This is a genomic window from Kitasatospora sp. NPDC028961 (assembly GCF_055564815.1).
The window spans coordinates 118447-144271 of the sequence record NZ_JBVHVO010000002.1 but is presented as its reverse complement, the minus strand read 5'-3'; the positions used below and the strand labels follow the sequence as shown (position 1 = coordinate 144271).

Sequence of the window (25825 nt, the reverse complement as noted above, 5' to 3'; positions counted from 1 at the left end):
CCCGGACACCGTCGTTGCACTCGGAGACAATGACGTCGAGTCCGGCCCCGCCGGGGGCGGCGCGACCACGGACCGACCAGGAGCCGCCAGATGAGCAAAAAGGGTGCACCCGCACAGCAGCCCCGACCGGACGACGGTTGGTGGGAAACGGTCTACGAAGGGCCGGCGGGCACCCTCCCCGACACCCCGGACGCGGTACCGGGGGAGGGTAGCGTCGACGACTGGTTCGACACGGCGGCCGGGCTGATCGGCCAGCAGCGCACGGGTGGGTCGGAGGGCGAGGCGAAGCCCGCGGTGGCGCCCGAGGTGGCGGCTCCGATGGCGGCGCCCGGGGTGGCGGAACCGGAGGCGTCGGTGCCCGAGGGGTCGGCCTCCGAGGGGTCGGAGCGGGCCGTGCCGGAGCCCGACCTGCTGGAGCGGGACAGCATCGACGACTGGTTCGACACTGCGGTCGGGGTGATCGGGCAGCAGCGTGGGCCGGAGGAGACGCACCGGTTCCCGGCCCCGGCCTGGGCGGCCGCGCCCGAGGCGGAGGCGGGGCCCGAGCCGGAGCCGGAGCCGGAGCCGGGTCCGGAGGCGGTGGAGGAGCCCGTTCTCCGGAAGGACCCGGTGCCGGCACCGGAGCCGGACGCCGTGGTGGAGCCAGAGCCTGAGCCCGAGTCCGAGCCCGACCCCGAGCCGGCGACTGCCGGCCCCGAGCCCGCCGTCGAGCCCCAGCCCGCTCCGGCGCCCGAACCCGACCCCGTCCCCCCGGCTGCGGTGGCCGTCGCCCGCCCCGCCGCCCGGTCGGTGCTCGCCGACGCCGGGCCCGCCGTCCCGCACGTCGGCGAGCGCCCGCCGACGTACGGGCCCGAGCCGACCGCCGTACCGGAGGCCGACCCGGGCTCGCTCGGCGCCGTGGTGCCGGACACCGTGCTGGAGGGGGCCCAGTACGCCACCGCCACCGTGCGCGCCGTCTCGGTCCGCGGCGACTCCGCCCGCTACCGCGGCGAGCCCCGCCGGGACGCGCTGCTGGTGACCAGGTTCGGCGAGGGCACGGACGGCCTGCTGCTCGCCGTGCTCGGTGGCTTCGACCGCACCGGCGCGGGCTCCGCCGAGGCGCTTGCCGACATCGCCGACGTCGCTCCGGAGGCGGTCGCGGTCGCCTCCGCCGAGGCGTGCCGCCAGCTCGCCGCCGCGATCGGCCGCAGCCGGGCCGGCCTCGCCGCCGACCTGCGCGACGGCGCGCGGGACCGCCTCCGCTACGGCCTCCAACGGCTCGCGACGGCCGCCGCCGCCCCGCTGCGCGGCCTGGCCCCCCGGGCGGCCGGCGAGGACCCGGTCTTCCCGGCCTCGCTGCACTGCCTGCTGCTCTCGCTCGACCCGGCGGCCTCCTACCGGGCGGCCTTCGGGGTCGGCCCTGGCGGGCTCTACCTGCTGCGCTCCGGTCACTGGATCGACGCCTACGCGGCCCGGCTGCTGCACCACCCGGACGGTCAGCCCCCGCTGCCGGACGGTCCGGCGCCGGACCCCCGCCCGTTCCGGTTCCGGATGGTCCCGGCCACTCCGGGCGACATCCTGCTGCTCTGCACCCCGGGTCTGGCCCGGCCGATCGCCGACGAGCCGGCCGTCGCGCACTTCCTCGCCGCCCACTGGGCACACCCGCACCCGCCGGGCACCGTGGACTTCCTGCGCCAGGTCCAGGTCCGTGCCAAGGGGTACGCCGACGACCGCACGGCGGCCGCGATCTGGACGGAGTGACGCTGCCGGAGTCCCTCCGTCAGGCGGGCGCCAGCAGGGTCCGGCAGGCCGAGTCCGCGAGGTGCAGGGCCCTCGCGCGGAGCGCGCCGGGCAGGCCGAGCGCGAGCGGTACGGCGAGACCGTCCAGCAGCGCGCGGATCTGGGCGGCCCGCTCGGTGGTCGCTCCGGCCGCCGCGGCGAAGGAACCGGAGGCGGCGCCCTCGTCGAGCAGGGCGACCAGGTCGGCGTCCCAGGGGGCCTCGATCTCCAACTGCCCCTGCCGCAGCTCCTCGCTGGCGGGGGAGCGCCCCCACACCTCCACCCAGAGGATCCAGCGCGGATCGCCCGCGCCCTCGGGCAGGTAGAGCCGGGTGTAGTCGCCCAGCCGCTCCCAGACGTCCCGGTCGCCGTCGGCCAGCGCGGTGCGGCGGCGGGCCCCGAGCTGGTCCTCGCTCCAGCGCAGGGTCTCCAGCAGCAGTTGGTCCTTGCTGCCGAAGTAGTAGAGCAGGTGACCGGCGCTCATCTGCAACTGCTTGCCGAGGCCGGCCATGGTCAGCTTGGCGAGCCCGTGTTCGGCGATGGCGGCCCGCGCGGTGGCGAAGACCTCCTCGCGGGGCCGCGCCGGCCGGCGCGGGCGGGCGTCCGCCATGTGCTGCTCTCCTCTGTGCCGCTGCGACCGCGCCGCAGCGGCACCCACGATACCGGCGGCCCCCGAAGCCCCCCTGACCAGGAGCCCACCGGCCCGACGCCCCGCCCCGGCCGTCTCGGCGGGGTCGGGGCCCGCCGCCGGGGCAGCTCAGCTGCTGGCCTGTGCGAGCCGGTAGGGGCCGAGGTAGTACGAGAGTGCGGCGTGGGAAGGACCGTCGGAGATCTCGCCGCCGGTGAGCAGCTTCACGACCCCGGCTTCCGACACCCACTCCACCCGGGCCGCTTCGGAGATGTCCTCCGGCTCGCCGATGCGGGTGCATCCGGTGACGTGGTAGCTGCGGAAGTGTGCGTCCGAGATGCCGGCCATGGCGTCGTACTCGGTCATCAGCTCGACCCGGCCCGGACGCCAGCCGGTCTCCTCCTCGACCTCGCGGGCGATCGCCACGGCCGGGTCCTCGCCGGGATCGGCCCAGCCGGCCGGTACCTCCCAGCCCCACCGGCCGGTGATGAAACGGTGCCGGTGGATGAGCAGGAACTCGCCCGCCTCGTTGGTGACGACGGAGGTGGTGGAAGCCCGGGGCATGCGGACCACGTGATGCTCGATCCGGCCGATACCGGGGATGTCCACGTCGTCGAGCCAGACCTCGACCCAGGGTGAGCCGTACACCTGCCGCCGACCATGCACCGGCCACTCCGCTCCCGCCACCGGGCCCTCCTCATCCATGTGCGAGCCTGTGGACCGACACTTTCACGCGCGATGACGACGATTCGGGATCCTCCCACTCCTGCTCCCGTTCCTCGGATCGTTCGTCGTTGAAGCAACTGGGAGGCTCGGAGAGCAAGGACCGTGCGGCCGCCCGCCCGCGCACTATTCGGTCAGCTCGCACCGCCCACGTCGGCGTTGCTGACGCGAGCGACTGCGTCTGCCTGACTGCGGCGGCGTGGGGATCCCGGAGCCGCATTGACAGCGGTGACGGATAAGGTCCGCTGGTCAGTCACTCCAGCCCTTCCGAAGGGATTCCGATGGTCCGTGTCACCCCGCCGCGCCAGGTGAACGTAGCCGCGGTCTTCCCGGAGTTGGTGCCGTTGGCGCGGCAGGCGGTGCGCCTGCATCCGCGCCTGGGCGAACCTACCGTCCGCGACAGTTCGGTCGGGGGGCCGCTGCTGTGGCCGGCGGACGAGCCGTGGCCGGTCTGCGCCGGCCCGCATCCGGAGGACGACCTGCCGGTGTCGCTGGCCGACGTCCGGACCCACCGCAGAATCCTCCAGATGGGTTGGGCGGGAGGGAGCCCGACCGTGCAGGAGCGGCTGGAACTCAAGGCGACGCGGGAGGGCCATCCGTGGAGTACGAGTCCGAACGTCCTGCTGCCGGTGGCCCAGCTCTACGCGCGCGACGTCCCCGGCCTGCCCTGTCCCGACGGGGCGGACCTGCTGCAGGTGCTGTGGTGTCCCTTGGAACACGAACCGGAGTGGATGCCGGCCGCTCGTCCGGTGTGGCGTTCTTCTTCAGGGGTCGGCACGGTGCTGGCCGAGCAGCCGGAGCCCGCAGACGTGTCGAACCACGGCCAGTATGTGCCCGAGCCGTGCGTCCTGCACCCCGAGGTGGTGACGGAGTACCCGGCTCCGCTGGAGCTGGAGGCCGACCTCGCGGACCGGATCGAGGACTGGTGCGAGCGGGAGTTCACCGGCACCGACCCGAGGTATCTCTACGCCGAGGAGTTCCGGGCCTACTACCGGTACGAGCTGTCGGTCGCCCCCGGGTGGAAGGTCGGCGGCTGGGGGCCGTGGAGCTTCAGAGACCCCTGGGTGATGCGGTGCGCCGCCTGCGAATCCGTCATGATGCCGCTGTTGACGATCAGTTCCGGTGCTCTGGACGGCAGCGGCTGGGATCCTGTCGAGGACCGGGAGACGGACGAGGACATCGGCATCCAGATCGGCCGGAGCTACGAGATGCAGCTCTACTACTGCCCGCTCTCCTTCGACCATCCGCATCTGGAAGTCATGCAGTAGAGGCCGAGGCGCTCGGACGACATCAGGTGATGCCGGCCCCGCGCGACGAGTGCCGCAGGGGAGATGATCTACGAAGGAGCTGCTGTCCAGTGCCGGCACTGGACAGCAGCCCCGGCATTCGGGCCTGATCTATCGGGACGTCACACCTTCGGCTGCTGCTGGGTGATGCAGTGGATGCCGCCGCCGTTGGCGAAGATCTCGCGGGCGTCGACCAGTTCGACGGTGCGGCCGGGGTAGGCCTGGCCGAGGATGGCGGCGGCCTCCTGGTCGCGGGGGTCGTCGAAGGCGCAGAGCACCACGGCGCCGTTGGCCACGTAGTGGTTGATGTAGGAGTAGTCGACCGGCTCGCCGTCCTCGTCCGTCAGGACGGTGGGGGCGGGGAGTTCGATGACCTCCAGGGCGCGGCCCCGGGCGTCGGTGGACGCGCGCAGGATCGCCACCAGCTCCTGGCACACCTCGTGGTCGGGGTGGGCCGGGTCCGGCTGGACGTGGGCGACCACGACGCCGGGGCGGACGAAGGAGGCGACGATGTCGATGTGGCCGCGGGTGCCGAACTCGTCGTAGTCGCGGGTGAGTCCGCGCGGCAGCCAGATCGCCTTGGTGGTGCCGAGGTGGGCGTGCAGCTCGGCCTCGACCTCCTCGCGGGTCCAGTCGGAGTTGCGGCCCTCGCCGAGCTGCACGGTGTCGGTGACGAGCACGGTGCCCTCGCCGTCGACGTGGATGCCGCCGCCCTCGTTGATCAGGCGGGAGGCAAAACGCTGAACACCCGTCAGTTCGCTGATGTGCTCGGCGATGTGCTGGTCGTTGTCCCAGCGGGCCCAGGACTGCGCGCCCCAGCCGTTGAAGATCCAGTCGGCCGCGGCCAGCGAGCCCTTGCCGTCGATCAGGAAGGACGGGCCGATGTCGCGCATCCAGGCGTCGTCCAGCGGGCGCTCGACGATCTCGACCTCGGGGGCGACGTACTTGCGCGCCTCCTCGGTCTCGCCGGTGTTGACCACCAGCGTCACCGGCTCGTACCGGACGATGGTGTTGGCCACCGCGGCCCAGGCCTCGCGCCCGGCGTGCAGGTGCTCCGGGCTGTCGAAGGTCGGGTTGGTGGTGGGGAACGCCATCCAGGTCCGCTCGTGCGGGTGCCACTCGGCGGGCATCCGGTAGCCGAGCGAGGCGGGGGTGGGGGTCATCTTCGCGTCCTTGGAGGGGAGGTGAGGGTGGGTCAGAGGAAGTACAGGCGGCTGAGCGAGACGCTGTCGGCGGGCTCGGAGCGCAGCGGGTCGCCGTCCAGCGAGACCAGGCCGGTCTCGGTGACCTGCACGTCGCCGATCCGGGCGTTGCGGACCATGTCGCGCGGGCCGATGCCGCGGGTGTTGCGGACGCCGACCCGGCGGCGCCGGGTGGGCATGCCGTCGGCGGCCCGGTCCAGGTAGGCGCCGTCGGCGGCGGCCTGGGCGACGAAGGCGACCGAGAGGTCGGCGGCGGTGGCGCCGTGGGCGCCGAACTGGGGGCCCAGTACGAGGGGTTCGCAGCGGTCGGTGGAGGCGTTGGGGTCGCCCACGACGCCGTAGGCGGGGAAGCCGGCCTTCAGGACGAGCTGCGGCTTGGCGCCGAAGTGGTCGGGGCGCCACAGGACGATGTCGGCGAGCTTGCCGACCTCGATCGAGCCGACCTCGTGGGCCAGGCCGTGGGCGATCGCCGGGTTGATGGTGAGCTTGGCGATGTAGCGCAGGACGCGCTCGTTGTCGTCGCCGCCCTCGGTCGTCCCGTAGGAGCCGGTGCCGTCGAGGGCGCCGAGCTCGGCCTTCATCTTGCCGGCCATGGCGAAGGTGCGGCGCACGGTCTCGCCGGCGCGGCCCATGCCCTGGGCGTCGGAGGAGGTGATGCCGATGACGCCGAGGTCGTGCAGGACGTCCTCGGCGCCCATGGTGCCGGCCCGGATGCGGTCGCGGGCCATCGCGGCGTCGCCGGGGAGGTCGACCTTGAGGTCGTGGGCGGAGACGATCATGCCGAAGTGCTCGCCGAGGGCGTCGCGGCCGAACGGCAGGGTGGGGTTGGTGGAGGAGCCGATGACGTTCTCGACGCCCGCCATCTTGAGGACGTTGGGGACGTGCCCGCCGCCGCAGCCCTCGATGTGGAAGGCGTGGATGGTGCGGCCTTCCAGGACCTTGAGGGTGTCCTCCACGGAGAGGCACTCGTTGAGGCCGTCGGTGTGCAGGGCGACCTGGACGTCGTACTCCTCGGCGACCCGCAGGGCGGTGTCCAGGGCGCGGGTGTGGGCGCCCATGTCCTCGTGCACCTTGAAGCCGGAGGCGCCGCCCTCGGCGAGGGCCTCGACCAGCGGGGCCGGGTCGGAGGAGGAGCCGCGGCCGAGGAAGCCGATGTTGACCGGCCAGGCGTCGAAGGCGTTGAAGGCGTGCCGCAGCGCCCAGGGCGAGTTCACGCCCACGCCCCAGACCGGGCCGAACTCCTGGCCGATGATCGTGGTGACGCCGGAGGCGAGCGAGGCCTCCATGATCCGCGGCGAGAGCAGGTGGACGTGGGTGTCGATGGCGCCGGCGGTGGCGATCATGCCCTCGCCGGAGACGATGGTCGTCCCGGTGCCGACGACGACCTCCACGCCGGCCAGGGTGTCCGGGTTGCCGGCGCGGCCGATGGCGGCGATCCGGCCGTCGATCAGACCGATCGAGGTCTTCCGGATGCCCTGGATGGCGTCGATCACCAGCACGTTGCTGATCACCACGTCGCAGGTGTCGCGGACGGCGGCGGCCTTGAGGTGCAGGCCGTCCCGGGCGGTCTTGCCGAAGCCGGCCAGGAACTCCTCGCCGGGCGCCTGCGAGTCGGACTCGACCCGGACGATCAGACCGGAGTCGCCGAGCCGGATCCGGTCCCCGGCGCGCGGACCGTGCACCGCGATGTAGTCGTGCGGGGTGATGGCGGTCACGATTCCACCTCGGCGTCGTCGAAGTTGGTCAGGTAGCCGGTCGCGCGGGCCTTGGCCAGGGCGGCCTCCTTGGCGCCGGGCGCGTCCAGCGGGCCGTCCACCAGCCCGGCGAAGCCGATCGCGACCCGCTCGCCGCCGATCGGCACCAGGCCGACCTCGACGGTGGCGCCCGGGTCGAAGCGGACCGAGGAGCCGGCCGGTACCGCGAGGTGGGTCCCGTAGGCGGCGGCGCGGTCGAAGGCCAGGCGCGGGTTGGCCTCGAAGAAGTGGAAGTGCGAGGTGACCGAGATCGGCACCCCGGAGGTGTTGTGGACGGGCAGCACCACCGTCTCCTCGACGGGGTCGTAGCCCGTGCCCGGGCCGAGCAGCGCGCCGCCGGGCGCGTCGTCGCCGAGCGAGCCGGCGCCCTTGAACGGGTCGTTCACCACGGCCAGCCGGGTGCCGTCGTCGAACACCGCCTCGACCTGGACCACGGTGACCACGTCCGGGACGCCGGGGAGCACGTCGTCGGCGGTGAGCACGCTGCGCCCGGCCTCGATGGCCTCGGCGAGCCGCCGGCCGTCGCGCGCGGCCTCGCAGACGGTGTCGGCGATCAGGGCGTGCGCTTCGGGGACGTTGAGGCGTACGCCTCGGGCGCGCCGGGTGCGGGCCAGCTCGGCTGCTGTGAAGATCAGCAGCCGGTCCCGCTCGGTGGGGGTCAGTCGCACGGTTCCTCGCTCGCGGTCGCCGGGGGGTGCCGATGGGTGCTGGGGGTGCCGGGGATGAAGTTAGAACGGCGTTCAAACATCTCGGGTCATTGAACCCGGACCCGGCCGCTCTGTCCAGCGTTGCCCGAAAACGACTCGTACGCATCGCAAACCTGTCCGGCGCGGGCAGTTGGATCACGAGTGCCGCGCCGTGCCCCTTTCACCCCAGGTGATCGGACGCACACTGTTCCAAACGGCGAAAGCTGGGCATGAGGATGGTGGTCAGAACGAGGCGGCCACCCGACCGGCGGGGGATCCGGCAGCGGGTGCCCGGATTGAGGGCGGGGGCAAGTGGTGATGGACGGTCAGTCGCGATTCCCGCGGCAGCGGACGGGCTCGGGGGACGCCTTCCGAGCCAGGCCCCAGGGGGGTGCGCCGGGTGCGTCGGCGGCCACGGGCACGGCGGGCCAGGCACTGCCGAGCATTCCGGCCCCGGGGTGTGCGCTGAACCGCCGGCTGCACGTGACGCTCGACGCGGCCGACCTGGTCGCCGTCGGCGCGGTCCGCCGGCGGCTGCGTTCCGCGCTCGGCCACTGGGGGGTGCCCGAGCTGGCCGACACGGCGGAGCTGCTCTCCTCCGAGCTGGTCACCAACGCGTTGCTGCACACCGGCCAGGGCGCGGTCTTCGACGCGGTGCTCACCGCCGACCTGCGGTTGCGGATCGAGGTCCAGGACAGCGTCACCCGGCTGCCCGGCCGCCGCCGGGACGCGGACACCGAGTACGCCACCTCGGGGCGCGGGCTGCTGCTGGTCGAGGCGCTGGCCGACTCCTGGGGGGTCCAGCTGCGCGGGGACGGCAAGGTCACCTGGTTCGAGCTGGTCACCGCCTGAGCTGTTCGAGCTGGTCACCGCCCGGGCTCCCGCCGCGTGACGCCCGCCTGAGCTGTTCGGGCTGGTCGCCGCCCGCGCTCCCGCCGCGTGACGCCCGCCCGCCTCCGCCTCCGCACCCATCGCCTCCGCACCCATCGCGCCGCGCCGCTCCGGCGGCCCCGGCGCCACCCGTTCGCCGCAGTTCCCGGACCCCGGCCGACCCGGCCTTCGAGCCGGGAGGACCAGGTCGTTCGCCGCCGAACGGAACCTCCGGGCGAAGGGCGAGCCGAAGATTCCCGGTCCGGTGCCATTGCCGCTCGGCCGAACATTGGCGAGGATGGTGGGAATGTGTGTCCACGTGCGGCAAACAGCGGGGAGACCTCACCTCGACTGGTCGCCGCCCGGCCGCACGGTCCGATCGAGCACCACCCACTCACACTGCCCCGCGGCCACGCCGGACACCCGGCGCGGCTCGCCACGGCAGCGGCAGGAGCAGCATGCCCACTGAGCCCGAGTCGCCGGGGCCGGCGCTTCCTCCCGGTCAGTCCACGGCCGGGTCGGGGCGGGCGAGACCACCCGCCCAGGCGGTGCGCAGGCACGCACTGCGGACGACGCCCGGACTTGCCGGGGGCCGGCTGGCGCCGATGCTCTCGGGTGGCCTGCCCGTCGCCTCCGGGGACTCCACGCCGGACTGGCTGGAGCCCGCGATGGCCGCCAACGGCATCGGCTCCTTCGACTGGGACATCCGCCGCGACGTCCTGGAGGGCGACCAGCGGGCCTGCGCGATCATGGGCCTGGACGCGGCCGAGCGGGACCGCTTCGACCGCACCTCGTCCTCCTTCCTGGCCCTGCTGCACCCCGAGGACGCGCCGGTGGTGCGCCGCCGGGTCGAGCGCGCGGTCGCCGAGCTGGGCCAGTGCGGCGCCTACTACCGCACCGTCGGGCCGAGCGGGACGATGCGCGCCGTGCGGTTCCGCGGCCGGGTCCTCGCGGACGCCTTCGGCCGGGCCTCGCGGATGGTGGGCTTCGTCTGGGACGCCACCGTCGAGCTGCGCAAGCGCGACCGCGCCGACCGGATGGCCCTGCTGCGGGAGGAGCGCTCGCGGTTCATCAAGGAGGCCGCCCGCGCGCTCTCCGAAGCCGTCACCGTCCGTGACGTCGCCCGGGTCTTCACGGAGCTCCCGCTGCCCGGGCTGCCGCCGGACGGCCTGGTGCTGGCCTCCTTCGAGTCCGGCCGGGTACAGATCCTCGGCGCCTCCGGCTACCGGCCCGAGGAGCTCACCTTCTGGGACCGCTCGGTGCTGCCCGCCGACCACCCGGCGGCCGAGGCGCTGCGCAACCGGGCGCCGGTCTTCATCGCCAGCCGCGAGGAGTTCCTGGAGCGCTACGCGAAGGTGTGGACGCCGACCAGCCGGACCGGCCGCAGCTCCTGGGCCTTCCTGCCGCTGGTCGCCAGCGGCCGGCCGATCGGCGTCTGCCTGGTCAGCTTCGACGACGACCGCCAGCTGGACACCGACGAGCGCACCCTGCTCTCCACCCTCGGCGGCCTGGTCGCCCAGTCGCTGGCCCGGGCCCGGCTGCACGACGCCGAGCACGAGCTGGCGGCCGGCCTGCAGCGGGTGATGCTGCCGCGCACCGTCCCGTCGGTGCCCGGCGTGACCACCGCCGTCCGCTACCTGGCGGCCGGCTCCGGCCTGCAGATCGGCGGCGACTGGTACGACGTCGTCCCGCTGCCCGGCGGGCACGTCGGGCTGGTGATCGGCGACGTCCAGGGGCACGACGTGCACGCCGCCGGGATCATGGGCCAGCTGCGGATCGCGCTGCGCGCGTACGCGGCCGAGGGCCACCCGCCGGCGGCGGTGATGGCCCGCGCCTCCCGCTTCCTCGCCGACCTGGACACCGACCACTTCGCCACCTGCACCTACGCCGAGGTCAACGTCGACTACGGCGTGGTCTACGCCGTCCGGGCCGGCCACCTCGACCCGCTGGTCCGCCGGGCCGACGGCACCGCCACCGTGGTCCAGGTGGCCGGCGGGCTGCCGCTGGGCATCGCCCCGGACGAGGAGTACCGGGTCACCCGGTTCAGCCTGGACCCGGGTGAGACGGTGCTGCTCTGCACCGACGGCCTGGTCGAGGCGCGCGGCATGGACCTCGACGACGGGATCGCCCGGCTGGCCGAGGTGGTCGCCGGCCCGCTGGCCGAGCGCCGGGAGGGCCACGCCGACCCGCTGGAGGAGCTGGCCGACCGGATCTCCTCCCAGGTCGCCGACTCCAGCGAGCGCGAGGACGACATAGCGCTCCTGCTGCTGCGCTGGGACGGCCCGGAGGGCGGCCTCGCCGCCCAGCAGCTGCGCCGCCGGATCGGGCAGGCCGACCTCGAACGAATTTCCGAGGTGCGGGCCGAGCTGCGGGACGCGCTGCGCCGCTGGGGCGTGGCCGAGCTGGTGGACACCGCCGAGCTGCTCGCCTCGGAGCTGGTCACCAACGCGATCCGGCACACCGACCGGGACGCCATGTTCACCGCCCGGCTCTACCGCGAGGCGGCGGCGGACGGCGGCCGGGCCCGGTTGCGGGTCGAGGTGGAGGACGAGTCCGACCTCTGGCCGACCCGCCGGACACCGGGGGAGCAGGCCTCCTCCGGGCGCGGGCTGATGCTGGTCGAGGCGCTGGCGGACGGCTGGGGCGTGGAGCCGCGCGGCTCGGGCAAGCGGATGTGGTTCGAGCTCACCGCGACGACGCCGGCGGCCTGACCGGCTCGGCCCAGGGGCGCTGGTCGGCCCCGGGCCGACCGGCACCCCTGAGGCGGGCGCGGGTCGTGCGCCGAGCGCTGCCGTCCGGCGCCCGCCCGTCGGCCCTGCGGCGTCCGAGCGGCCCGGGGCCGGCCGGTAGAGCGCCGGCCGGTGGAGCGCCGGCCGGTGGAGCGCCGGCCGGCGGGCGGCCTCAGCCGAACTGCTGCTCCAGGTCCTTCAGCTTGCGCTCCAGCGAGTCGAGCCGGGGCAGCGCGACGGTGTCCTCCTCCATCGTGAGGTCGATGGTGCGCCGCTCCGGGCGGGCCGGCAGGCCGGTCTGCACCACCGGGCCCTCGGCGGCCGGCGCGGGCGGCTCCACGGCGGGCGGCTCCACGGCGGGGCGCTCCGCCATGGGCCCGCCGGCTATGGCGGACTCCTGGCCGGCCTCCAGCTGCCGGGCGGCGCCGCGGCCGCGCCAGGCACTGTTGGAGCGGTTGATGGCCCGGATCTCGGCCCGTTCGCGGCGCCCGGCCAGCCTGCGGCGCTCCTTCTCCATGATCTTCTCCCGCTTGTCGTCGCGGACCTCGTCCACCGCCTCGTCCAGGCTGCGCACGCCCTCCAGCAGCATCAGCGACCACGCCGCGTAGGTCTCGCGCGGGGCGCGCATCCAGCGGACGATCCGGATCTGCGGCAGCGGGCGCGGGACGAGGCCCTGCTCGCGCAGCGCGGCCCGGCGGGTCTGCTTGAGCGCCCGGTCGAACAGCACGGCGGCCGAGAGCGACATCCCCGCGAAGAACTGCGGGGCACCGGCGTGGCCGAAGCCGCGCGGGGCGTGCACCCAGTTGAACCAGGCGGAGGCACCGGCGAACAGCCAGACCAGCAGGCGCGAGCCGAGTGCGGCGTCACCGTGGCTGGCCTCGCGGACGGCGAGCACCGAGCAGAACATCGCCGCCCCGTCCAGGCCGAACGGGACGAGGTATTCCCAGCCGCCGGAGAGGTTGAGGTTCTGCATCCCGAAGCCGACCAGGCCGTGGAACGACAGCGCGGCCGCGACGCCGGCGCAGCAGAACAGCAGCGTGTACGAGGCCGCGCCGTACAGGGATTCCTTGCGACGGCGGCGTTCCTCGGAACGCTCCCAGGAATCCGAGCCGCCCGGGCCGGCGGATCCCCGATTTCGGACCAGGGCCACCAGCAGGGCGGTGACCAGCAGCACCGCAACGCCGGTGACGGCCCAACCGAGCGGTATGTCGGACAATTTCATCGCCTGGACCAGCCTCGCTTTCCTGCGTCGTGATGGCGGGGACCATCATGGCGGATGCTCGGCCCGAGAATGGCCGATTCTCCGTCAATGCGCTGAGGAGAGGGATTTCTGACGTGGGAGAAGTCCCATTGTCGTATTAATTAAGGGGTGCTATTCCCCGGAATTCCGGGGATTCCGGGGGCCGTCCGAAGACCGTTGCCGTCAACTTCGCGTGACGCGGGGGCAGCCGCCGCACATCTCCTCCGGCCGCACGGTGTACACGAGGCAGCAACTGGCCCGGGCACGGTCGGTGCCCGAAGCACCTGCGGTCGCGAAGCCCGCGCCGGGAGTGAAGGACGGCGCGCACACGCCGGGCGTGCACGCCCTGGCCACCGGGAGCGCCGGGGCTGTCGCCGGCCCGTCGGCCGCCCGGTCCGGTGCCAGCAGGTCCGAGAGCTCCGCCCGGGCCCGTTCCTCCTCGCCGAGCAGCCCGCCGACGTACCAGAGGCCCTCCACCACCGCGTCGGTCGCCATCGCCCAGAGCATCCGCGGGCTGCGCCGCACCGCCGGGCGGAAGGCGGTCAGCACCGGGGCCAGGAAGCCGGCCAGCGCGGTGCGCAGTTCGGCGGCCAGTGCCGCCTCGTCGGCCACCGTGCGGGCGCCGGGCAGCCCGGCCGCCGGGTCGTCCGGCAGGCAGACGAACGCCCCCGGGCGGGCGGTGAGTTCGCCGGTGGCGCGGCGGATCGAGACGTCCTCGGGGGTGAGCAGTGGCACCCGGCGCTCCAGGAACCAGGGCAGGGTGAACAGCAGCGCCGCCGGCCAGCTGAAGCGGTGCAGGCCGAAGCCGGCTGCGACGTCGGGGCGCAGCGGGCGGCCGTACCGGGCGAGCCCCTCCCGGGCGTCGTGGGCGATCAGTTCGGCCAGCGCGTCCGGGTCGGTGAGGAGGTCGGTGCCGCTGATCCAGCCGTCGCCGGTGCGGGGAGGGGCGCTGTGCACCCGCAGTGCCGGGAAGAGCCGGCCGAGTCTGCGGTAGCTGGTGGTGCATGGCGTCGGCGTGCGGGTGACAGCGTGCGCGGGGGTGGTGCGGGGGGCGTACGGCGCGGGGCCGGGTCGGGTGCTGCTCGCGGTCATGGGGCGGGCCCTATCGGGTCGACCGGACCCGTGCCGGACCGTCCGACCCGTGCCCGGCCGGTTCGGCGGCGGCCGGGCCCGGCCGGCCGGGGCCTGGCGGAGCCCGGGAACGGCAAGGCGAACCTGGCCGGAGTACTGCTCACCCCGGCCAGGTTAGGCTCACCTTAGCTGATGGTTCCCCGGGGTTCCCGTTCGACGCGTCCGTCCGGGGGAGCGCCCGGCGTACGCACCGCGCTCAGCTGGCGTGCGAGCCAGACCGGTACGCCCCCCAGCGCCTGGACCAGCCTGGTCGCCTCGGCCCGCAGCCGGACCGCCTCGTCCGGTTCGGAGACCTCGGCCAGCGCCGCCAGCGCGGGTGCCACCCCGACCGTGAAGCCCAGCTGCTCGCGCAGCCGCAGCGAGGCGTCGAACCCCTCCCGGGCCCGGTCGTGGTCCCCGGCGGCCTGGGCCAGTGCGGCCAGGTGTCGCCAGGTGTAGGAGCGCAGCAGCTCGTCCCCGCGCTCGTCGGCCCCCTCGTGCGCGCGGCGGTAGGCGATCCAGGCCGCCGTCGGGTCGCGCAGCAGGTTCTCCGCGACCAGCCCCCGGCGGAAGTCCAGCAGCGGACGCCCGGGGGCGTCCGGCGGCAGCAGCGCCGAGGTGCGTCCGAGCGCCGCCTGTGCTTCGTCCAGCCGGTCGCGTGCGCCGAGCACGCTGGAGACGTAGGCGAGGAACCCGCGGGCGCAGGAGGCGCCCGCGCGCTGCTCGGTACTGGTCACCAACGCCTCGGCGAGGCGCAGCGCCTGTTCCGCCTGGGTCCAGTTGGCCGCGGTGAACAGGCATTGCTCGATGAGGAGTTCGGCCCGGCCGAGGGCGGCCTCGGGGTCGCGTTCGGCGGCCGGGCGTAACAGCTCGGCGGCCTCCTGCCAGCACGCCCGGGACCGCAGCCGCCATACGGTGTCCCCCGGTTCGCGGGGCGCCGGCCGCCCCCGACCGTCGCTCCCGCCCTGGCCACTCGGGCCCCATCCGTGCTCCGACAACGCCACCTCCTTGTGTGCGCCATCCAGCAGGACGCCGGCCTCTGCCCCCAAGGCCCGCGTTGTGGCGGCAATTCAACACGGGGGTGAGCTTGTGCACCAGATCACGAGCGCAGGTTGTTGCGGGCGAACCGGTTCCGCGCCGATCGCTCCTGGAGGCGGGCGGGTCCGCCGGGACGCCCGGGGCCGGTGGGCCGGGCAGGCCGACGGCCCGGGCCGCGGGTGGACGGTGTCAGGCGGGCCGGGCCGGTCGGAGCGGGGTCAGGACGTCCAGCCGGTCTCCATCAGCGCCTCGGCGGCGCCGTTGGCGGGCTGGGGCACTCCGGCGAGGTCCAGGCTGAACAGGGCGACCAGCAACTGCTCGCCGCGCACGGTGGCCTGGTGCGAGTAGCCGGCCAGGGTGAACATCGCGGCGGCCATCTCCTCGGCGTGCAGGGTCTGCAGCCAGAGGCACTCCACCGACTTCACGTCGGCCGGCTCGGTCCAGGTGTCCACCTGGGCGACCATCCGGCTGCCGAGCAGGGTGACGCCGTCGCGCTCCTGGGCCTCCGTCAGCTCCAGGTCGTCGAAGCCCAGCCACTCCAGGTAGCGGGCGGCGGTGAACACGGCGTCCTGCGAGGTGCGCACCGGGTGCGGGCGGAACGGCGCGCGCCGCCGCCAGGGGGTGGCCGAGGCACCGGAGCCGCCGGGCGGGGCCGGGACGGGCGCGTTGAGCGGGTGGGCGGGGTGCGGGCGGGAGTTCTGCGGGCCGGCGGTGCCGAGCTGGCCGGTGGTCGCGCTGCCGCCGAGGCGGGTGGTGCGGTCCACCGGCAGCCGCACGGTCGCGCCGCAGTTGCAGGTGAACTCGGGCTGCGGCCACTGGTCGGAGCGGCCGCAGTGCGGGCAGCGCATGTTCAGCCAGGAGTCCTCCCAGGACCGGAACCGCACCTGGACCGGTACGCCGCCGCGCAGCAGCGGCACCTTGAGCGAGGCGCCGCACGGGCAGGGCAGCGACGGCGGCTCGTACAGGTGCTCGCGCCGACAGGCGGGGCAGCGGATCGCCCGGGCGCCACCACCCGCCACCGGCCCGTGCTGTGCGGGGTCGCGTCCGGTGAAGTCGTCGGGCAGTCCGGACATCGCGGGCACCGTCCGTTCGAATCGAGGGGAAGGACGTGTCCCATGCTCCCCGAAACGCGGGGGCCGCGGCGCGGAATGGGGCAATCCTCAGGGACAGATCAGGGGTGTGCGGTCGATCCCTCGTCGGGGAGGAGGAGCCCGCCCCACCCCGTGGGGGGACCGGCCGCCGGTCCGGACCGGGAGAGGATCACCCCGTCGTCCAACGGGCGAGGTCGGCGGGGGTGTCCAGGTCGTCGGGGACGGCGATGTCGGCGCACTCGACGAGCGTGATCCCGTCGGCGTGCGCCGCCAGCAGAGCCCGCGCGCCGGAGTCGCCGGTGGCGCCCGCCGCGGCCTCGGCGAAGTGCCGGGCGCCGATCAGGACGGGGTGCCCGCGCCGCCCCGCGTAGGCCGCCGCCGCCAGCTCGGCGCCGGCCCGGTGGGCGGCGAGCAGCCGGGCCACCGCCGCCGGGGTGACACCGGGGGTGTCCACCAGCATCACCAGGACGGCCGAGGCCTCCGGCGCCAGGGCGGCCAGCCCGGTCCGCAGCGAGGAGCCCATCCCGCCGGCCCAGTCCGGATTGGCCACCAGCCGGCAGCCCGGCAGATGGGCGGTGGAGCGGACCCGGTCCCCGGCCGCGCCCAGCACCACCGTCACCGAGGCGCAACCGCCGGCCCGGACCACCCCCGCCGCGTGCTCGACCAGCGGCCGGCCCCGGTACCGGATCAGCGCCTTCGGCCGGCCGCCGAGCCGCCGCCCGCCCCCGGCGGCCAGCACCAGGGCGGCGACCGGCCGATCACCACCCGTCCGGTCACCGCTCCCCGTCCGGTCACCGCTCCCCGCCCGGTCACCGCTCCCTGTCCGGCCGCTGGTCCCCGTGCTGTCGCGCATGGACCCAGCCTGCCCGTCCGGGGTGCCCCGGCGCAGCCGTAGGAAGCCACAGTTGGACGAACACACAAGGAGAACCCGCAGGTCGGGGCAGCTCCCCGGTGGTTCGGCCGCTGGTTTCCCGGCCCGGCTGGCCCTGTACTGGGCCGATGAACACCGCACCGCGCCCGCTGGCGGACCGCTTCGGCAGGGTCCACACCGACCTGCGGGTCTCCCTCACCGACCGCTGCAACCTGCGCTGCACCTACTGCATGCCGGCCGAGGGCCTGAACTGGCTGCCGAAGGCCGAGGTGCTGAGCGACGACGAGGTGGTCCGGCTGGTGCGGATCGCCGCCGGGCGGCTGGGCATCGGCTCCGTCCGGCTGACCGGGGGCGAGCCGCTGCTGCGCCGCGGCCTGCCGGACCTGGTCCGGCGGATCACCGCCCTCGGCCCCGAGGTCTCGCTGACCACCAACGGCATCGGCCTGGCCCGCACCGCCGACGCGCTGCACCGGGCCGGCCTGCACCGGGTGAACATCAGCCTGGACACCCTGCGCCCCGAGCGGTACGCGGCGATCACCCGCCGGGACCGGCTCGCCGACGTCCTCGCCGGCCTGGCCGCCGCGCAGGCCGCCGGGCTCGCGCCGGTGAAGGTCAACGCGGTGCCGGTGCGCGGGGTCAACGACGACGAGATCCTCGACCTGGTGGAGTTCGCCGCCGAGCACGGCTACCGGATGCGGTTCATCGAGTCCATGCCGCTGGACGCGCAGGGCGCCTGGGACCGGGCGACGATGGTCACCGCCGACGAGATCCTCGCCGTCCTCGGCACCCGGTGGGACCTCGTTCCGGTCGGCCGGCACGGGAACGCGCCGGCCGAGGAGTGGCGGATCGCCGGCACCGACACCGTGGTCGGCGTGATCGCGTCCGTCACCCGCCCGTTCTGTGGCGGCTGCGACCGCGTCCGCCTCACCGCGGACGGCCAGTTGCGCAACTGCCTGTTCGCCACCGAGGAGTCCGACCTGCGGGCACTGCTGCGCGGCGGCGCGGACGACGACCGGATCGAGGCCGCCTGGCGGGCCACCATCGGGCGCAAGGGCCCCGGCCACGCGATCAATTCGGCCGACTTCGTCCAGCCGGACCGGCCGATGTCCGCGATCGGGGGCTGAGCCCGGCGGGAGGGGGCGGGGCGGGGCCCGGACGGGCGCCGGGGTGTGAGCTTCGACATGCTCGAACGCTCCGTGCCGCGCCGCCTTGACGGCCCGTGGGGCGACTGGTCTGCTGGGGCGCCGTCAGCCACCCCCCAGTCCGGGAGTCCCCGTGCCCGCCCGCCGCACCGCTCTGCTCGCCGCCGCCGCCTTCCTGATATCCACGCCGGCGCTGGCCGGTTGCACCGGGGGTGCCGGGAAGCCGGCCACCGAGGCGGCCGGGCCCGCCGGCGCGGGCACCAGCCCGCTGCAGAATCCCGACGGCACCAGGCCCGGCCTGGCGCCGCTGACCACGCCCGAGGAACGGAAGGCCGGCCGCGACATCATCGCCGGGGTCGCCACCGCCGCCGCCGGACCCAAGGACGGCTACAACCGTGACGAGTTCGGCCCGGCCTGGACGGACAACGTCGACGGCGTCCCGGGCGGCCACAACAACTGCGACACCCGCAACGACCTGTTGGCCCGGGACGGCCGCTCGGTCGAGCACAAGGACGGTTCGGCCTGCACCGTCACCGCGATGACCATCGACGACCCGTACACCGGGAAGACCGTCCGGTGGAGCAAGCAGCAGGCCTCGAAGATCCAGATCGACCATGTGATGCCGCTGTCCTACGACTGGCAGATGGGCGCGTCGACGTGGGACAAGGCCAAGCGCGTCCAGATCGCCAACGATCCGCTCAACCTCGTCCCGGCCGACGGCTCGCAGAACGCCTCCAAGGGCGACTCCGGTCCGGCCGCCTGGCTCCCGGCCAACACCGCCGTCCGCTGCTCGTACGCGGTGCGCTTCGCCCAGGTCTCGCTGAAGTACCGACTGCCCGTCACCGAGGCGGACAAGAAGGCCATGCTCCAGCAGTGCGGCGGTTGAGGAAACGTTCCGTCACGCTTTGCCCCCCTTCGCCGTCCGCCGGTCGATCACGATATGACCGGTGTGACGGTCAGGTGATATTCGTGTGCGGTGCATTCGATGATCACCCGGTTCTCCCGGCGCGCCCTGCCCGCGGCCGTCGCCGCCGCCCTCCTGGCCGGCTGCGCCGGCTCGGGCGGGTCCACTGCCACCGACGCGGCCTCCGGCACGCCGTCACCGGCCGCCGCCCCGGCCACGCCCAGCGCGTCGCCGACCACCCCGCTCACGCCGACGCCCAGGCCCACCGGCGCGGCCGACCCGGCACTCAAGCCCTTCTACGGCCAGCAGATCGCCTGGGCGCCCTGCGCCGACGACCCGAAGACCGCCAAGGTCGACGAGTCGGTGCTGCAGTGCGGCTCGCTCAACGTCCCACTGGACTACGCCCATCCGGCCGGCGACCCGCTGGCCGTGGCCGTCGTCCGGGTACCCGTCGCCAGGCAGGACCAGCGGCTCGGCTCCCTGCTGGTCAACCCCGGCGGGCCCGGCGGCTCCGGCGTCGGCATGGTCAAGGCCGCCCCCGCGCAGTTCGACGGCCCGATGCACGACCGCTTCGACGTGGTCGGCTTCGACCCGCGCGGCGTCGGTCTGACCACGCCGCTGAACTGCCTGGACGACAAGGCCCGCGACGAGTGGCTCGCCACCGACACCCCGGGCGACGACCACGGCAAGGTGCTCGCCGACGCCTGCCAGGCCAAGTTCGCCAAGCTGCTGCCGTTCATCGGCACCCGCGACACCGCCCGCGACATGGACGTCCTGCGGGCCGCGCTGGGCGACCAGAAGCTCAACTACTTCGGCATGTCGTACGGCACCTACCTCGGCAGCCTCTACGCCGAGGAGTTCCCCGACCGGGTCGGGCGGCTGGTGCTGGACGGTGCGGTCGACCCGTCCGTGCCGCTGGCCCAGCACAACGTCGTCCAGTACGCGGGGTTCGAGCGCTCGCTGCGGCTCTTCGCCGCGTACTGCGCGAAGCAGGACCAGTGCCCGCTCGGCAAGGACCCGGCCAAGGCGGCCGACAAGCTCGCGGAATTCCTCGACGGTCTCAAGGCGAAGCCGCTCACCACCACGAGCGGGCGCGTCCTCACCGCCAACGCCGCCTGGGCCGGCGTGCTCGACAGCCTCTACGGCGACGAGAAGACCTGGGACGCGCTGCGCAACGACCTCGGGTGGGCCATGGTGCGGAGCAAGGGCGACAACCTGCTCGCCCGCGCGGACGGCGCCTACGGCCGTGACGAGAAGGGCCACTACGGAGTCTCCGCCGACGCCTACACCGCCATCCACTGCGCCGACGGCGCGACCGCCGTCCCGACCGGCGAGGCCCTCCAGGCCGCGTACGCCGACCTGGCGGCGAAGGCCCCGCTGATCACCCGGCACGAGCCGAGCCTGGCGCTGTTCGACCCCGACTGCCGTGCCTGGCCGTTCCGTTCCGCCGAGCAGCCGCACCCGATCGTCTCGAAGAGCGAGGCCCCGATCGTGGTGGTCGGCTCGACCGGCGACGCGGCGACGCCCTACGCCTCGGCCGAGAAGCTCGCCGCCCAGCTCGGCAACGCCGTCCTGCTCACCCGCGAGGGCGAGGGCCACATCGGCTACGGGCGGAGCAAGTGCGTCCGGGCCGCGGTCGACGCCTTCCTGACGGACGGCACCGCGCCGGCCGCCGGAACGCGCTGCCCGACCGACTGATCCGCGCCGAACGACGACGGAGGGGACGCACCGCCCAGCGGCGGCGCGTCCCCTCCGTCGTTCTCCCGTGGCTCCCGGCTCAGGGGGTGCGGCTCAGGGGGCGGGCGTCTGCGTCAGGTCGTAGAAGGTGGTGCCGCCCACCGTCTTCGCGGTGAAGTGGCTCGCCACCCAGGTCTCGATCTGGGCGGTCTGCGACTCCTGGGCGCCGCCGTCGGCACCGGTGGTCGGACCGGCGGTCGCGGCGGGATCGGTGCCGGTGCCGGTGCCGGTCCCGGTGCCCGTGCCGGGGCCGGCCGTCCGGCGGGAGCCGCCGCTGATGAACCAGTGCACCTTGCCCTCCCGGACGTACTGCCGGAAGGCGTCCAGGCCGAGCGACGGGTCGGTGCCGTTGAAGCCGCCGAGGGCCATCACCGGTTCGCCCGAAGCGAGTTGGTAGCTGGCGGCGGTCTGCGAGCCGCCGGTCGCGGCGGCCCAGGTGTAGCGGTCGGCGTCCTGCCGGAGCAGGGCGGCGGCCTCGTCGCTCACGGTGGCGCCGTTCAGCAGCCCGCCGATGCCGCCGGGGGCGCCGCCGGCCATCCCGCCGCCGCCGAAGCCACCCGTGCCGCCGAAGCCGCCGGCTGCGCCGCGTCCGTTGCGGCCGCCGCCCGTCCCGTCGCCGCCCGTCCCGTCGGTGCCCGTGCCGCCCGCGCCGTTCGGGGTCCCGCCGGGCAGCTGCCCGGGCGCGCCGCCCTGACCGGGCGAGCCCTGCTGCCCGTTGAGGAAGAACCGGCCGTCGCCGCCGGGCGGCATCCCGCGCATCCCGCCCGGGCCCATCCCCCGCCCGCCCGCGACCGCCGGACCGGCCGTCACGATCGAGCCGGTGTGCGGCGTGTTCACGGTGTCCACCGCGTACGCCGCCGGACCGCCCAGCGCCGCCGCCAGACCCACCAGCCCGACCGTCGTGGCGAGCCGTGCCGCCAGCCGCCCGGCCAGCAGCAGCGCCGCCCCGGCGGCGAGCCCGCCGACCAGGACCGCCCAGCGCAGCCACGGCAGGAAGTCCGCGCTGCGCCCGAGCAGGACGTACGCCCAGACCGCCGTGACCGCCAGCGTGGCGCCCAGCACCGCGGCGTAGGGCAGCCGGTGCCGGACCCGCCAGAGGCCGTCGACGCCCATGCCGACCAGCGCCGCGACCGCCGGGGCCAGCGCCACCGTGTAGTACTGGTGGAAGATGCCGGACATGAAGCTGAAGGTCAACGCGGTGCAGACCAGCCAGCCGCCCCAGACCAGGAAGGCCGCCCGGGCGGTGTCGGTGCGGGCGTAGCGGCGGGTCGCCCAGAGCCCGAGCAGCAGCAGGATCAGCGCGGCCGGCATCAGCCAGGCGATCTGCCCGCCGATGTCGCCGTCGAACAGCCGGGTGATGCCGGTCTCGCCCCAGCCGCCGCCGCCCATCGCGCGGCCGCCGCCGGGCGGTGCCTCGGCCCCGCCCATCAGCCGGGCGCCACCGCCGCCGACGCTGCCGGTCTCGTCGCCGTTGAGCCGGCCGAAGCCGTTGTAGCCGAAGGTGAGCGAGAGGAAGCTGTTGTCCTGCGAGCCGCCGATGTACGGGCGGGCCGAGGCCGGCACCAGCTCGACCACCGCCACCCACCAGCCGCCCGCCACCACCATGGCCAGGCCGGCGGCCAGCAGTTGCCGCACCCGCCGCCAGAGCCCGGTCGGCGCGACCACCAGGTAGACCAGCGCGAACGCGGGCAGCACGAGGAAGGCCTGGAGCGTCTTGGTGAGGAAGGCCAGCCCGAACATCACCCCGGTGAACACCAGCCACCGGGTGCCGGCCGCCTCGGTGGCCCGCAGCAGGCCGTACGCGGCCAGCGTGAGCAGCAGCACCAGCAGCGCGTCCGGGTTGTTGAACCGGAACATCAGCGCCGCCACCGGGGTCAGCGCCAGCGCACCCCCGGCCAGCAGGCCGCCGAGCGGCGAGAACCGGCGGCGCACCGTCGCGTACAGGGTGGCCACCGTGGCGACCGCCATCAGCGCCTGCGGGGCCAGCACCGACCAGGAGGAGAGGCCGAAGAGGCGGGCGGAGAGCGCCATCGGCCAGAGCGCGAGCGGCGGCTTGTCGACGGTGATGAAGTTCCCGGCGTCCGAGGAGCCGTAGAAGAAGGCCTTCCAGCTCTGGCTGCCCGCCTGGGCGGCCGCCGAGTAGAAGGAGTTGGCCCAGCCGGAGGCGCTCAGGCCCCAGAGGTAGAGGACGGCGGTGGCGGCCAGCAGCGCCAGCAGCGCGGGGCGCACCCAGCGCGGGTCGTCGGCGCGGCCGCGCCAGGAACGGGCCGCCAGGGTGCGCAGCCGGCCGGCCCAGGACGCCGGGCCTTTGGGACCGGCGGCGGGTGGCGGGCACGGCGGGAAGAGCCCCTCGGCCGGCGCGGGGGCGGGAGCCGCTCCGGGGACGGGGGCGGGGCCGGGGAGCCCGGGGGCCGGCTGCGGCACCTCCGGCGGCGGATAGTTCGCGGCCTCCGGCCACGGTTCGCCGGCCGGAGGGGAGAAGCTGGTCGTGGTCATGGACGCTACGCTCGGCCGCCCGGCTGAGAGGACCGTGAGACCGGGCTGTGAGCCGTCTCTAATCCTGCCGGGGGGCCGTGCGGACGGCCGCGTGCGCACGCCCCCGGCGGCCGCAGCGGGTCGGTGCGCGGTGGCCGTGCGGAGGTGTGCGCGGCGGGTGCTACGCGGCCTGGGGCATCGTCAGGTGCTTGCCCAGCCACTCCATCGCCGGCGGGATCTCCCGCGTCCAGGTGTGGAAGTTGTGGCCGCCGGTGTCCAGAGTGATCGTGGAGAGCTTGGTCGGCGCCTTGAACGCCTTCACCATGTCCTGGGTGGCGGCGTAGTTGTTCTCGTCGTGGGCGGTGGCCAGCAGCAGGGAGACCGGCGCGGCCGGCTGGTTCTGCAGCCGCCACAGCAGGTCGTTCTCCTGCTTCAGCCGGCTGTCGCCGCCGAAGAGGTCACCGGTGGTCTCGTCGATCGGCGCGGTGTAGTAGCCGGAGAGGGAGACGGCGGCCCGGTAGGCGTCCGGCTTGCGCAGCGCGAACTTCAGCGCGCAGTAGCCGCCGGTGGAGTTGCCGATCACGGCCCGGTTGGCCGGGTCGGTGCCGATCCGGTAGGTGGTGCCGAGCGCCTTGGGCAGGTCGCTGGTGAAGAAGGTCTCCACCTGCGGGCCGTTCGGGACGTCCACGCACTCGGTGTCCCGGTTGTTGACGAGGGTCGGCCGCATCATCACCAGGATGGTCGGCGGGAGCTTCTTCTGGTCGATCGCCTCCAGCGCGGAGGCCGGGTACTGCATCAGCGAGATCAGCTTCTCGGGGGTGCCGGGGTAGCCGGCCAGGACCAGGGCCATCGGGAACTTCTGCTGCGCGAAGTCGGGCTGGAAGTACTGCGGAGGCAGGTAGACGAACCCGTCGGTGCTCAGGCCGCTGCCCGCTCCTTTGACGGAGACCTTGTGGATCAGGCCGACCCGCTCCGGGTTGGAGCCCTGCTGGGCGTAGAACTTCTGCTCACCGGTGATGGCGACGGAGGCGTTCGGCTGGTGGTCGACCACCGTGCCCGGCCCGCCGTTGGTGCCCAGGAGGTCGGTCCAGGAGCTGTAGAAGCCGAAGTAGCCGTTGGCGATCAGCCCCATCGCGACCAGCACCGAGATCTGGGTGGCGAGGAAGGCGCCGATCCGCCCGAGCCAGGCCTGCCAGCCGCGCCCGCCGAATCTCGGCCAGAGCCACATCGTGGCGGCGAAGACGCCGATCGCGAGGAGGGACGCGATGATCTGGAGGGGGAGTCCCGTAAGCCTGAGCACGTGACCGATCGTAGTTGACGGGCGGTGGCGTCCCGTGCGCCCCTCTCTGCGCCCCGCCTGCGCCTCAACACGCCTCTTGTGCGCCCTGTTGACCGCGTGACAAAGGCTCGGGATCATGTCCGCGGGGAATGCACGGAGCGTGCATGAGAGATCACCGGGGGAGCGGGCATGAAGTCCTTCGTCAAGGTCGGCCTGGCGGCCGGCACAACGCTGCTGCTGGCGGCGTGCTCCAGTGGAGGGTCCGGAGGGGCGGACTCCTTCGGCCTGGGCCCGGGCAAGAGCGCCCCGGCGTCGGCGAGCGCCAGTGCGAGCCCCAGCCCGACCCCCACCCCGACCCCGACGCCGACCAAGCCGCCGTACGGGCCGGTCCTGGTGAGCTACATCGACCCGGTCAGCGCCGCGCTCGGCAAGCTCAACGCCTCCGCCGGTCTGGACGCCTTCGCCACCACGCTCCAGGAGGCGGCCACCGCCGCGTCCTCGGCCGGCAGTGGCCTGGGCCTCGCGGGCGAGCCGGCGGCCGTCAGCACGGCGCGGCGCCAGCTGGTGACGGCGCTCGGCCAGCTCTCCACCGACCTGACCAAGGTCCGCAGCGACATCAAGGCGAAGAACCTCTGTGCCACCACCTCGGCCTTCGCCCAGGTCGGCCTCTCCGAGGGCCTCAAGGCGGTGCCCCCCGCCCTCGCCCAGATGGCCGCCGCCGGGTACCCCACCACCTTCAACGTCCCGCAGACCCCGCAGCTCCAGACCCGGTCGCTGGAGAGCGGCACCATGGTCCGCTCGGGCCGCCTCAAGGGCGAGGGCGTCCTCAACGTCGACAACGGCGGCAGCTCCGACGCGGTGGTCTCGCTCGCCCAGAACGGCAAGTCGATCCACTCGGTCTACGTCGGCAAGGGGAAGAAGGCGTCCATCGAGGGTGTCGAGGACGGCACCTACGACGTCTTCTTCGCCGGCGGCGTCGACTGGGACCCGACGCTGAAGGCGTTCACCCAGAGCTGCGACTTCAGCAAGTTCGACGACAGCATGGCCTTCGAGACCGGTCGCACCTACACCTCGTGGTCCATCACCCTCCAGCCGGCGGTCGGCGGCAACGCCAAGACCAGCGACGTGGACGAGGACACCTTCCCGCAGCCGTAGCGCAAGAAGTACCCGTGGCGGGCCGGGAGCCCGCGGCGCCGTCGGCCGATCCGGCCGGCGGCGTCGTCCTGTGTGGGGTGCCGTCCCGTGTCGCGGGCGACGCGCGCCAGGGCGGCGAGCGGTGCGCCGACGAGGACGGTCAGATCC

At 74.4% G+C, this 25825-nt stretch carries 20 protein-coding genes; 8 read left to right on the top strand and 12 right to left on the bottom strand.

The window, feature by feature from the left end; translation table 11 throughout:
- The first annotated feature begins 90 nt into the window (after positions 1–90).
- Positions 91–1740: a PP2C family serine/threonine-protein phosphatase gene (locus ACZ4UX_RS04785; protein ID WP_465705598.1), complete on the top strand. Its 1650-nt coding sequence runs from the start codon at positions 91–93 to the stop codon at positions 1738–1740.
- A 19-nt stretch (positions 1741–1759) separates the two neighbouring features.
- On the opposite strand, the gene ACZ4UX_RS04780 is transcribed toward ACZ4UX_RS04785, so the two are convergent.
- Positions 1760–2368, bottom strand: coding sequence for a TetR/AcrR family transcriptional regulator (locus tag ACZ4UX_RS04780; protein ID WP_465705596.1), 609 nt, complete (start codon positions 2366–2368; stop codon positions 1760–1762).
- Positions 2369–2515: 147 nt separating this feature from the next.
- A complete protein-coding gene (locus tag ACZ4UX_RS04775; protein ID WP_465705594.1) occupies positions 2516–3091 on the bottom strand; it encodes an NUDIX hydrolase in 576 nt (191 codons plus the stop codon).
- A gap of 299 nt (positions 3092–3390) precedes the next feature.
- Here ACZ4UX_RS04775 and ACZ4UX_RS04770 point away from each other — a divergent pair, with 299 nt between their 5' ends.
- A complete protein-coding gene (locus ACZ4UX_RS04770) occupies positions 3391–4377 on the top strand; it encodes a hypothetical protein (protein ID WP_465705592.1) in 987 nt (328 codons plus the stop codon).
- Between the two features lie 140 nt (positions 4378–4517).
- On the opposite strand, the gene ACZ4UX_RS04765 is transcribed toward ACZ4UX_RS04770, so the two are convergent.
- Genes ACZ4UX_RS04765 through ACZ4UX_RS04755 form a run of 3 tightly spaced genes read right to left on the bottom strand, consistent with a single transcriptional unit; the run spans position 4518 to position 8019 of the window.
- A complete protein-coding gene (locus ACZ4UX_RS04765; RefSeq protein ID WP_465705590.1) occupies positions 4518–5558 on the bottom strand; it encodes an agmatine deiminase family protein in 1041 nt (346 codons plus the stop codon).
- Positions 5559–5590: 32 nt separating this feature from the next.
- Positions 5591–7312, bottom strand: a complete 1722-nt coding sequence (locus tag ACZ4UX_RS04760) for an urease subunit alpha (protein ID WP_396486802.1) — start codon at positions 7310–7312, stop codon at positions 5591–5593.
- On the bottom strand, positions 7309–8019 hold the full coding sequence (locus ACZ4UX_RS04755; RefSeq protein ID WP_465705588.1) for an urease subunit gamma: 711 nt from the start codon (positions 8017–8019) through the stop codon (positions 7309–7311). The genes ACZ4UX_RS04760 and ACZ4UX_RS04755 overlap by 4 nt, the downstream gene beginning before the upstream one ends.
- 501 nt (positions 8020–8520) lie before the next feature.
- On the opposite strand from ACZ4UX_RS04755, the gene ACZ4UX_RS04750 reads away from it, so the two are divergent.
- On the top strand, positions 8521–8889 hold the full coding sequence (locus tag ACZ4UX_RS04750; RefSeq protein WP_465705586.1) for an ATP-binding protein: 369 nt from the start codon (positions 8521–8523) through the stop codon (positions 8887–8889).
- Positions 8890–9455: 566 nt separating this feature from the next.
- Positions 9456–11618, top strand: a complete 2163-nt coding sequence (locus ACZ4UX_RS04745; protein WP_465705584.1) for an ATP-binding SpoIIE family protein phosphatase — start codon at positions 9456–9458, stop codon at positions 11616–11618.
- A gap of 190 nt (positions 11619–11808) precedes the next feature.
- Here the strand turns inward: ACZ4UX_RS04745 and ACZ4UX_RS04740 are convergent, their stop codons facing one another.
- The 5 genes from ACZ4UX_RS04740 to ACZ4UX_RS04720 form a co-directional block, all read right to left on the bottom strand.
- Positions 11809–12858: a DUF2637 domain-containing protein gene (locus ACZ4UX_RS04740; RefSeq protein WP_465705582.1), complete on the bottom strand. Its 1050-nt coding sequence runs from the start codon at positions 12856–12858 to the stop codon at positions 11809–11811.
- A gap of 201 nt (positions 12859–13059) precedes the next feature.
- Positions 13060–13968, bottom strand: a complete 909-nt coding sequence (locus ACZ4UX_RS04735) for a (2Fe-2S)-binding protein (RefSeq protein WP_465705580.1) — start codon at positions 13966–13968, stop codon at positions 13060–13062.
- A 164-nt stretch (positions 13969–14132) separates the two neighbouring features.
- The gene (locus ACZ4UX_RS04730) at positions 14133–14984 is read right to left on the bottom strand and encodes a tetratricopeptide repeat protein (protein ID WP_380390210.1); all 852 of its coding nucleotides are present in this window, start codon (positions 14982–14984) and stop codon (positions 14133–14135) included.
- 258 nt (positions 14985–15242) lie between these two features.
- Entirely contained in the window at positions 15243–16097 is an 855-nt protein-coding gene (locus tag ACZ4UX_RS04725) for a hypothetical protein (RefSeq protein WP_329487120.1), read from the bottom strand.
- Positions 16098–16284: 187 nt separating this feature from the next.
- Complete coding sequence (locus ACZ4UX_RS04720) at positions 16285–16857, bottom strand: nucleotidyltransferase family protein (RefSeq protein WP_380390241.1); 573 nt, start codon at positions 16855–16857, stop codon at positions 16285–16287.
- Between the two features lie 257 nt (positions 16858–17114).
- On the opposite strand from ACZ4UX_RS04720, the gene moaA reads away from it, so the two are divergent.
- The 3 genes from moaA (at position 17115) to ACZ4UX_RS04705 (ending at position 20730) form a co-directional block, all read left to right on the top strand.
- A complete protein-coding gene (gene moaA / locus ACZ4UX_RS04715; RefSeq protein WP_465705578.1) occupies positions 17115–18110 on the top strand; it encodes a GTP 3',8-cyclase MoaA in 996 nt (331 codons plus the stop codon).
- A 151-nt stretch (positions 18111–18261) separates the two neighbouring features.
- Positions 18262–19014, top strand: coding sequence for an HNH endonuclease family protein (locus ACZ4UX_RS04710; protein ID WP_465705576.1), 753 nt, complete (start codon positions 18262–18264; stop codon positions 19012–19014).
- A 99-nt stretch (positions 19015–19113) separates the two neighbouring features.
- Positions 19114–20730 (top strand): alpha/beta hydrolase, encoded by a 1617-nt coding sequence (locus ACZ4UX_RS04705; protein WP_465705961.1) that lies wholly within the window; start codon positions 19114–19116, stop codon positions 20728–20730.
- 93 nt (positions 20731–20823) lie between these two features.
- On the opposite strand, the gene ACZ4UX_RS04700 is transcribed toward ACZ4UX_RS04705, so the two are convergent.
- Both ACZ4UX_RS04700 and ACZ4UX_RS04695 read right to left on the bottom strand, forming a co-directional pair.
- Entirely contained in the window at positions 20824–23265 is a 2442-nt protein-coding gene (locus ACZ4UX_RS04700; protein WP_465705575.1) for a glycosyltransferase family 39 protein, read from the bottom strand.
- 160 nt (positions 23266–23425) lie between these two features.
- Positions 23426–24544: an alpha/beta hydrolase gene (locus tag ACZ4UX_RS04695; RefSeq protein WP_329487115.1), complete on the bottom strand. Its 1119-nt coding sequence runs from the start codon at positions 24542–24544 to the stop codon at positions 23426–23428.
- Positions 24545–24712: 168 nt separating this feature from the next.
- On the opposite strand from ACZ4UX_RS04695, the gene ACZ4UX_RS04690 reads away from it, so the two are divergent.
- A complete protein-coding gene (locus tag ACZ4UX_RS04690; protein WP_329487114.1) occupies positions 24713–25678 on the top strand; it encodes a hypothetical protein in 966 nt (321 codons plus the stop codon).
- The last annotated feature ends 147 nt before the right edge of the window (positions 25679–25825 follow it).

Bases quoted from the DNA above. Each gene is read 5' to 3' on its own strand.
- ACZ4UX_RS04785 (WP_465705598.1), top strand. From the start codon at position 91: ATGAGCAAAAAGGGTGCACCCGCACAGCAGCCCCGACCGGACGACGGT.
- ACZ4UX_RS04780 (WP_465705596.1), bottom strand. From the start codon at position 2,368: ATGGCGGACGCCCGCCCGCGCCGGCCGGCGCGGCCCCGCGAGGAGGTC.
- ACZ4UX_RS04775 (WP_465705594.1), bottom strand. From the start codon at position 3,091: ATGGATGAGGAGGGCCCGGTGGCGGGAGCGGAGTGGCCGGTGCATGGT.
- ACZ4UX_RS04770 (WP_465705592.1), top strand. From the start codon at position 3,391: ATGGTCCGTGTCACCCCGCCGCGCCAGGTGAACGTAGCCGCGGTCTTC.
- ACZ4UX_RS04765 (WP_465705590.1), bottom strand. From the start codon at position 5,558: ATGACCCCCACCCCCGCCTCGCTCGGCTACCGGATGCCCGCCGAGTGG.
- ACZ4UX_RS04740 (WP_465705582.1), bottom strand. From the start codon at position 12,858: ATGAAATTGTCCGACATACCGCTCGGTTGGGCCGTCACCGGCGTTGCG.
- ACZ4UX_RS04735 (WP_465705580.1), bottom strand. From the start codon at position 13,968: ATGACCGCGAGCAGCACCCGACCCGGCCCCGCGCCGTACGCCCCCCGC.
- ACZ4UX_RS04725 (WP_329487120.1), bottom strand. From the start codon at position 16,097: ATGTCCGGACTGCCCGACGACTTCACCGGACGCGACCCCGCACAGCAC.
- moaA (WP_465705578.1), top strand. From the start codon at position 17,115: ATGAACACCGCACCGCGCCCGCTGGCGGACCGCTTCGGCAGGGTCCAC.
- ACZ4UX_RS04705 (WP_465705961.1), top strand. From the start codon at position 19,114: ATGATCACCCGGTTCTCCCGGCGCGCCCTGCCCGCGGCCGTCGCCGCC.
- ACZ4UX_RS04700 (WP_465705575.1), bottom strand. From the start codon at position 23,265: ATGACCACGACCAGCTTCTCCCCTCCGGCCGGCGAACCGTGGCCGGAG.
- ACZ4UX_RS04690 (WP_329487114.1), top strand. From the start codon at position 24,713: ATGAAGTCCTTCGTCAAGGTCGGCCTGGCGGCCGGCACAACGCTGCTG.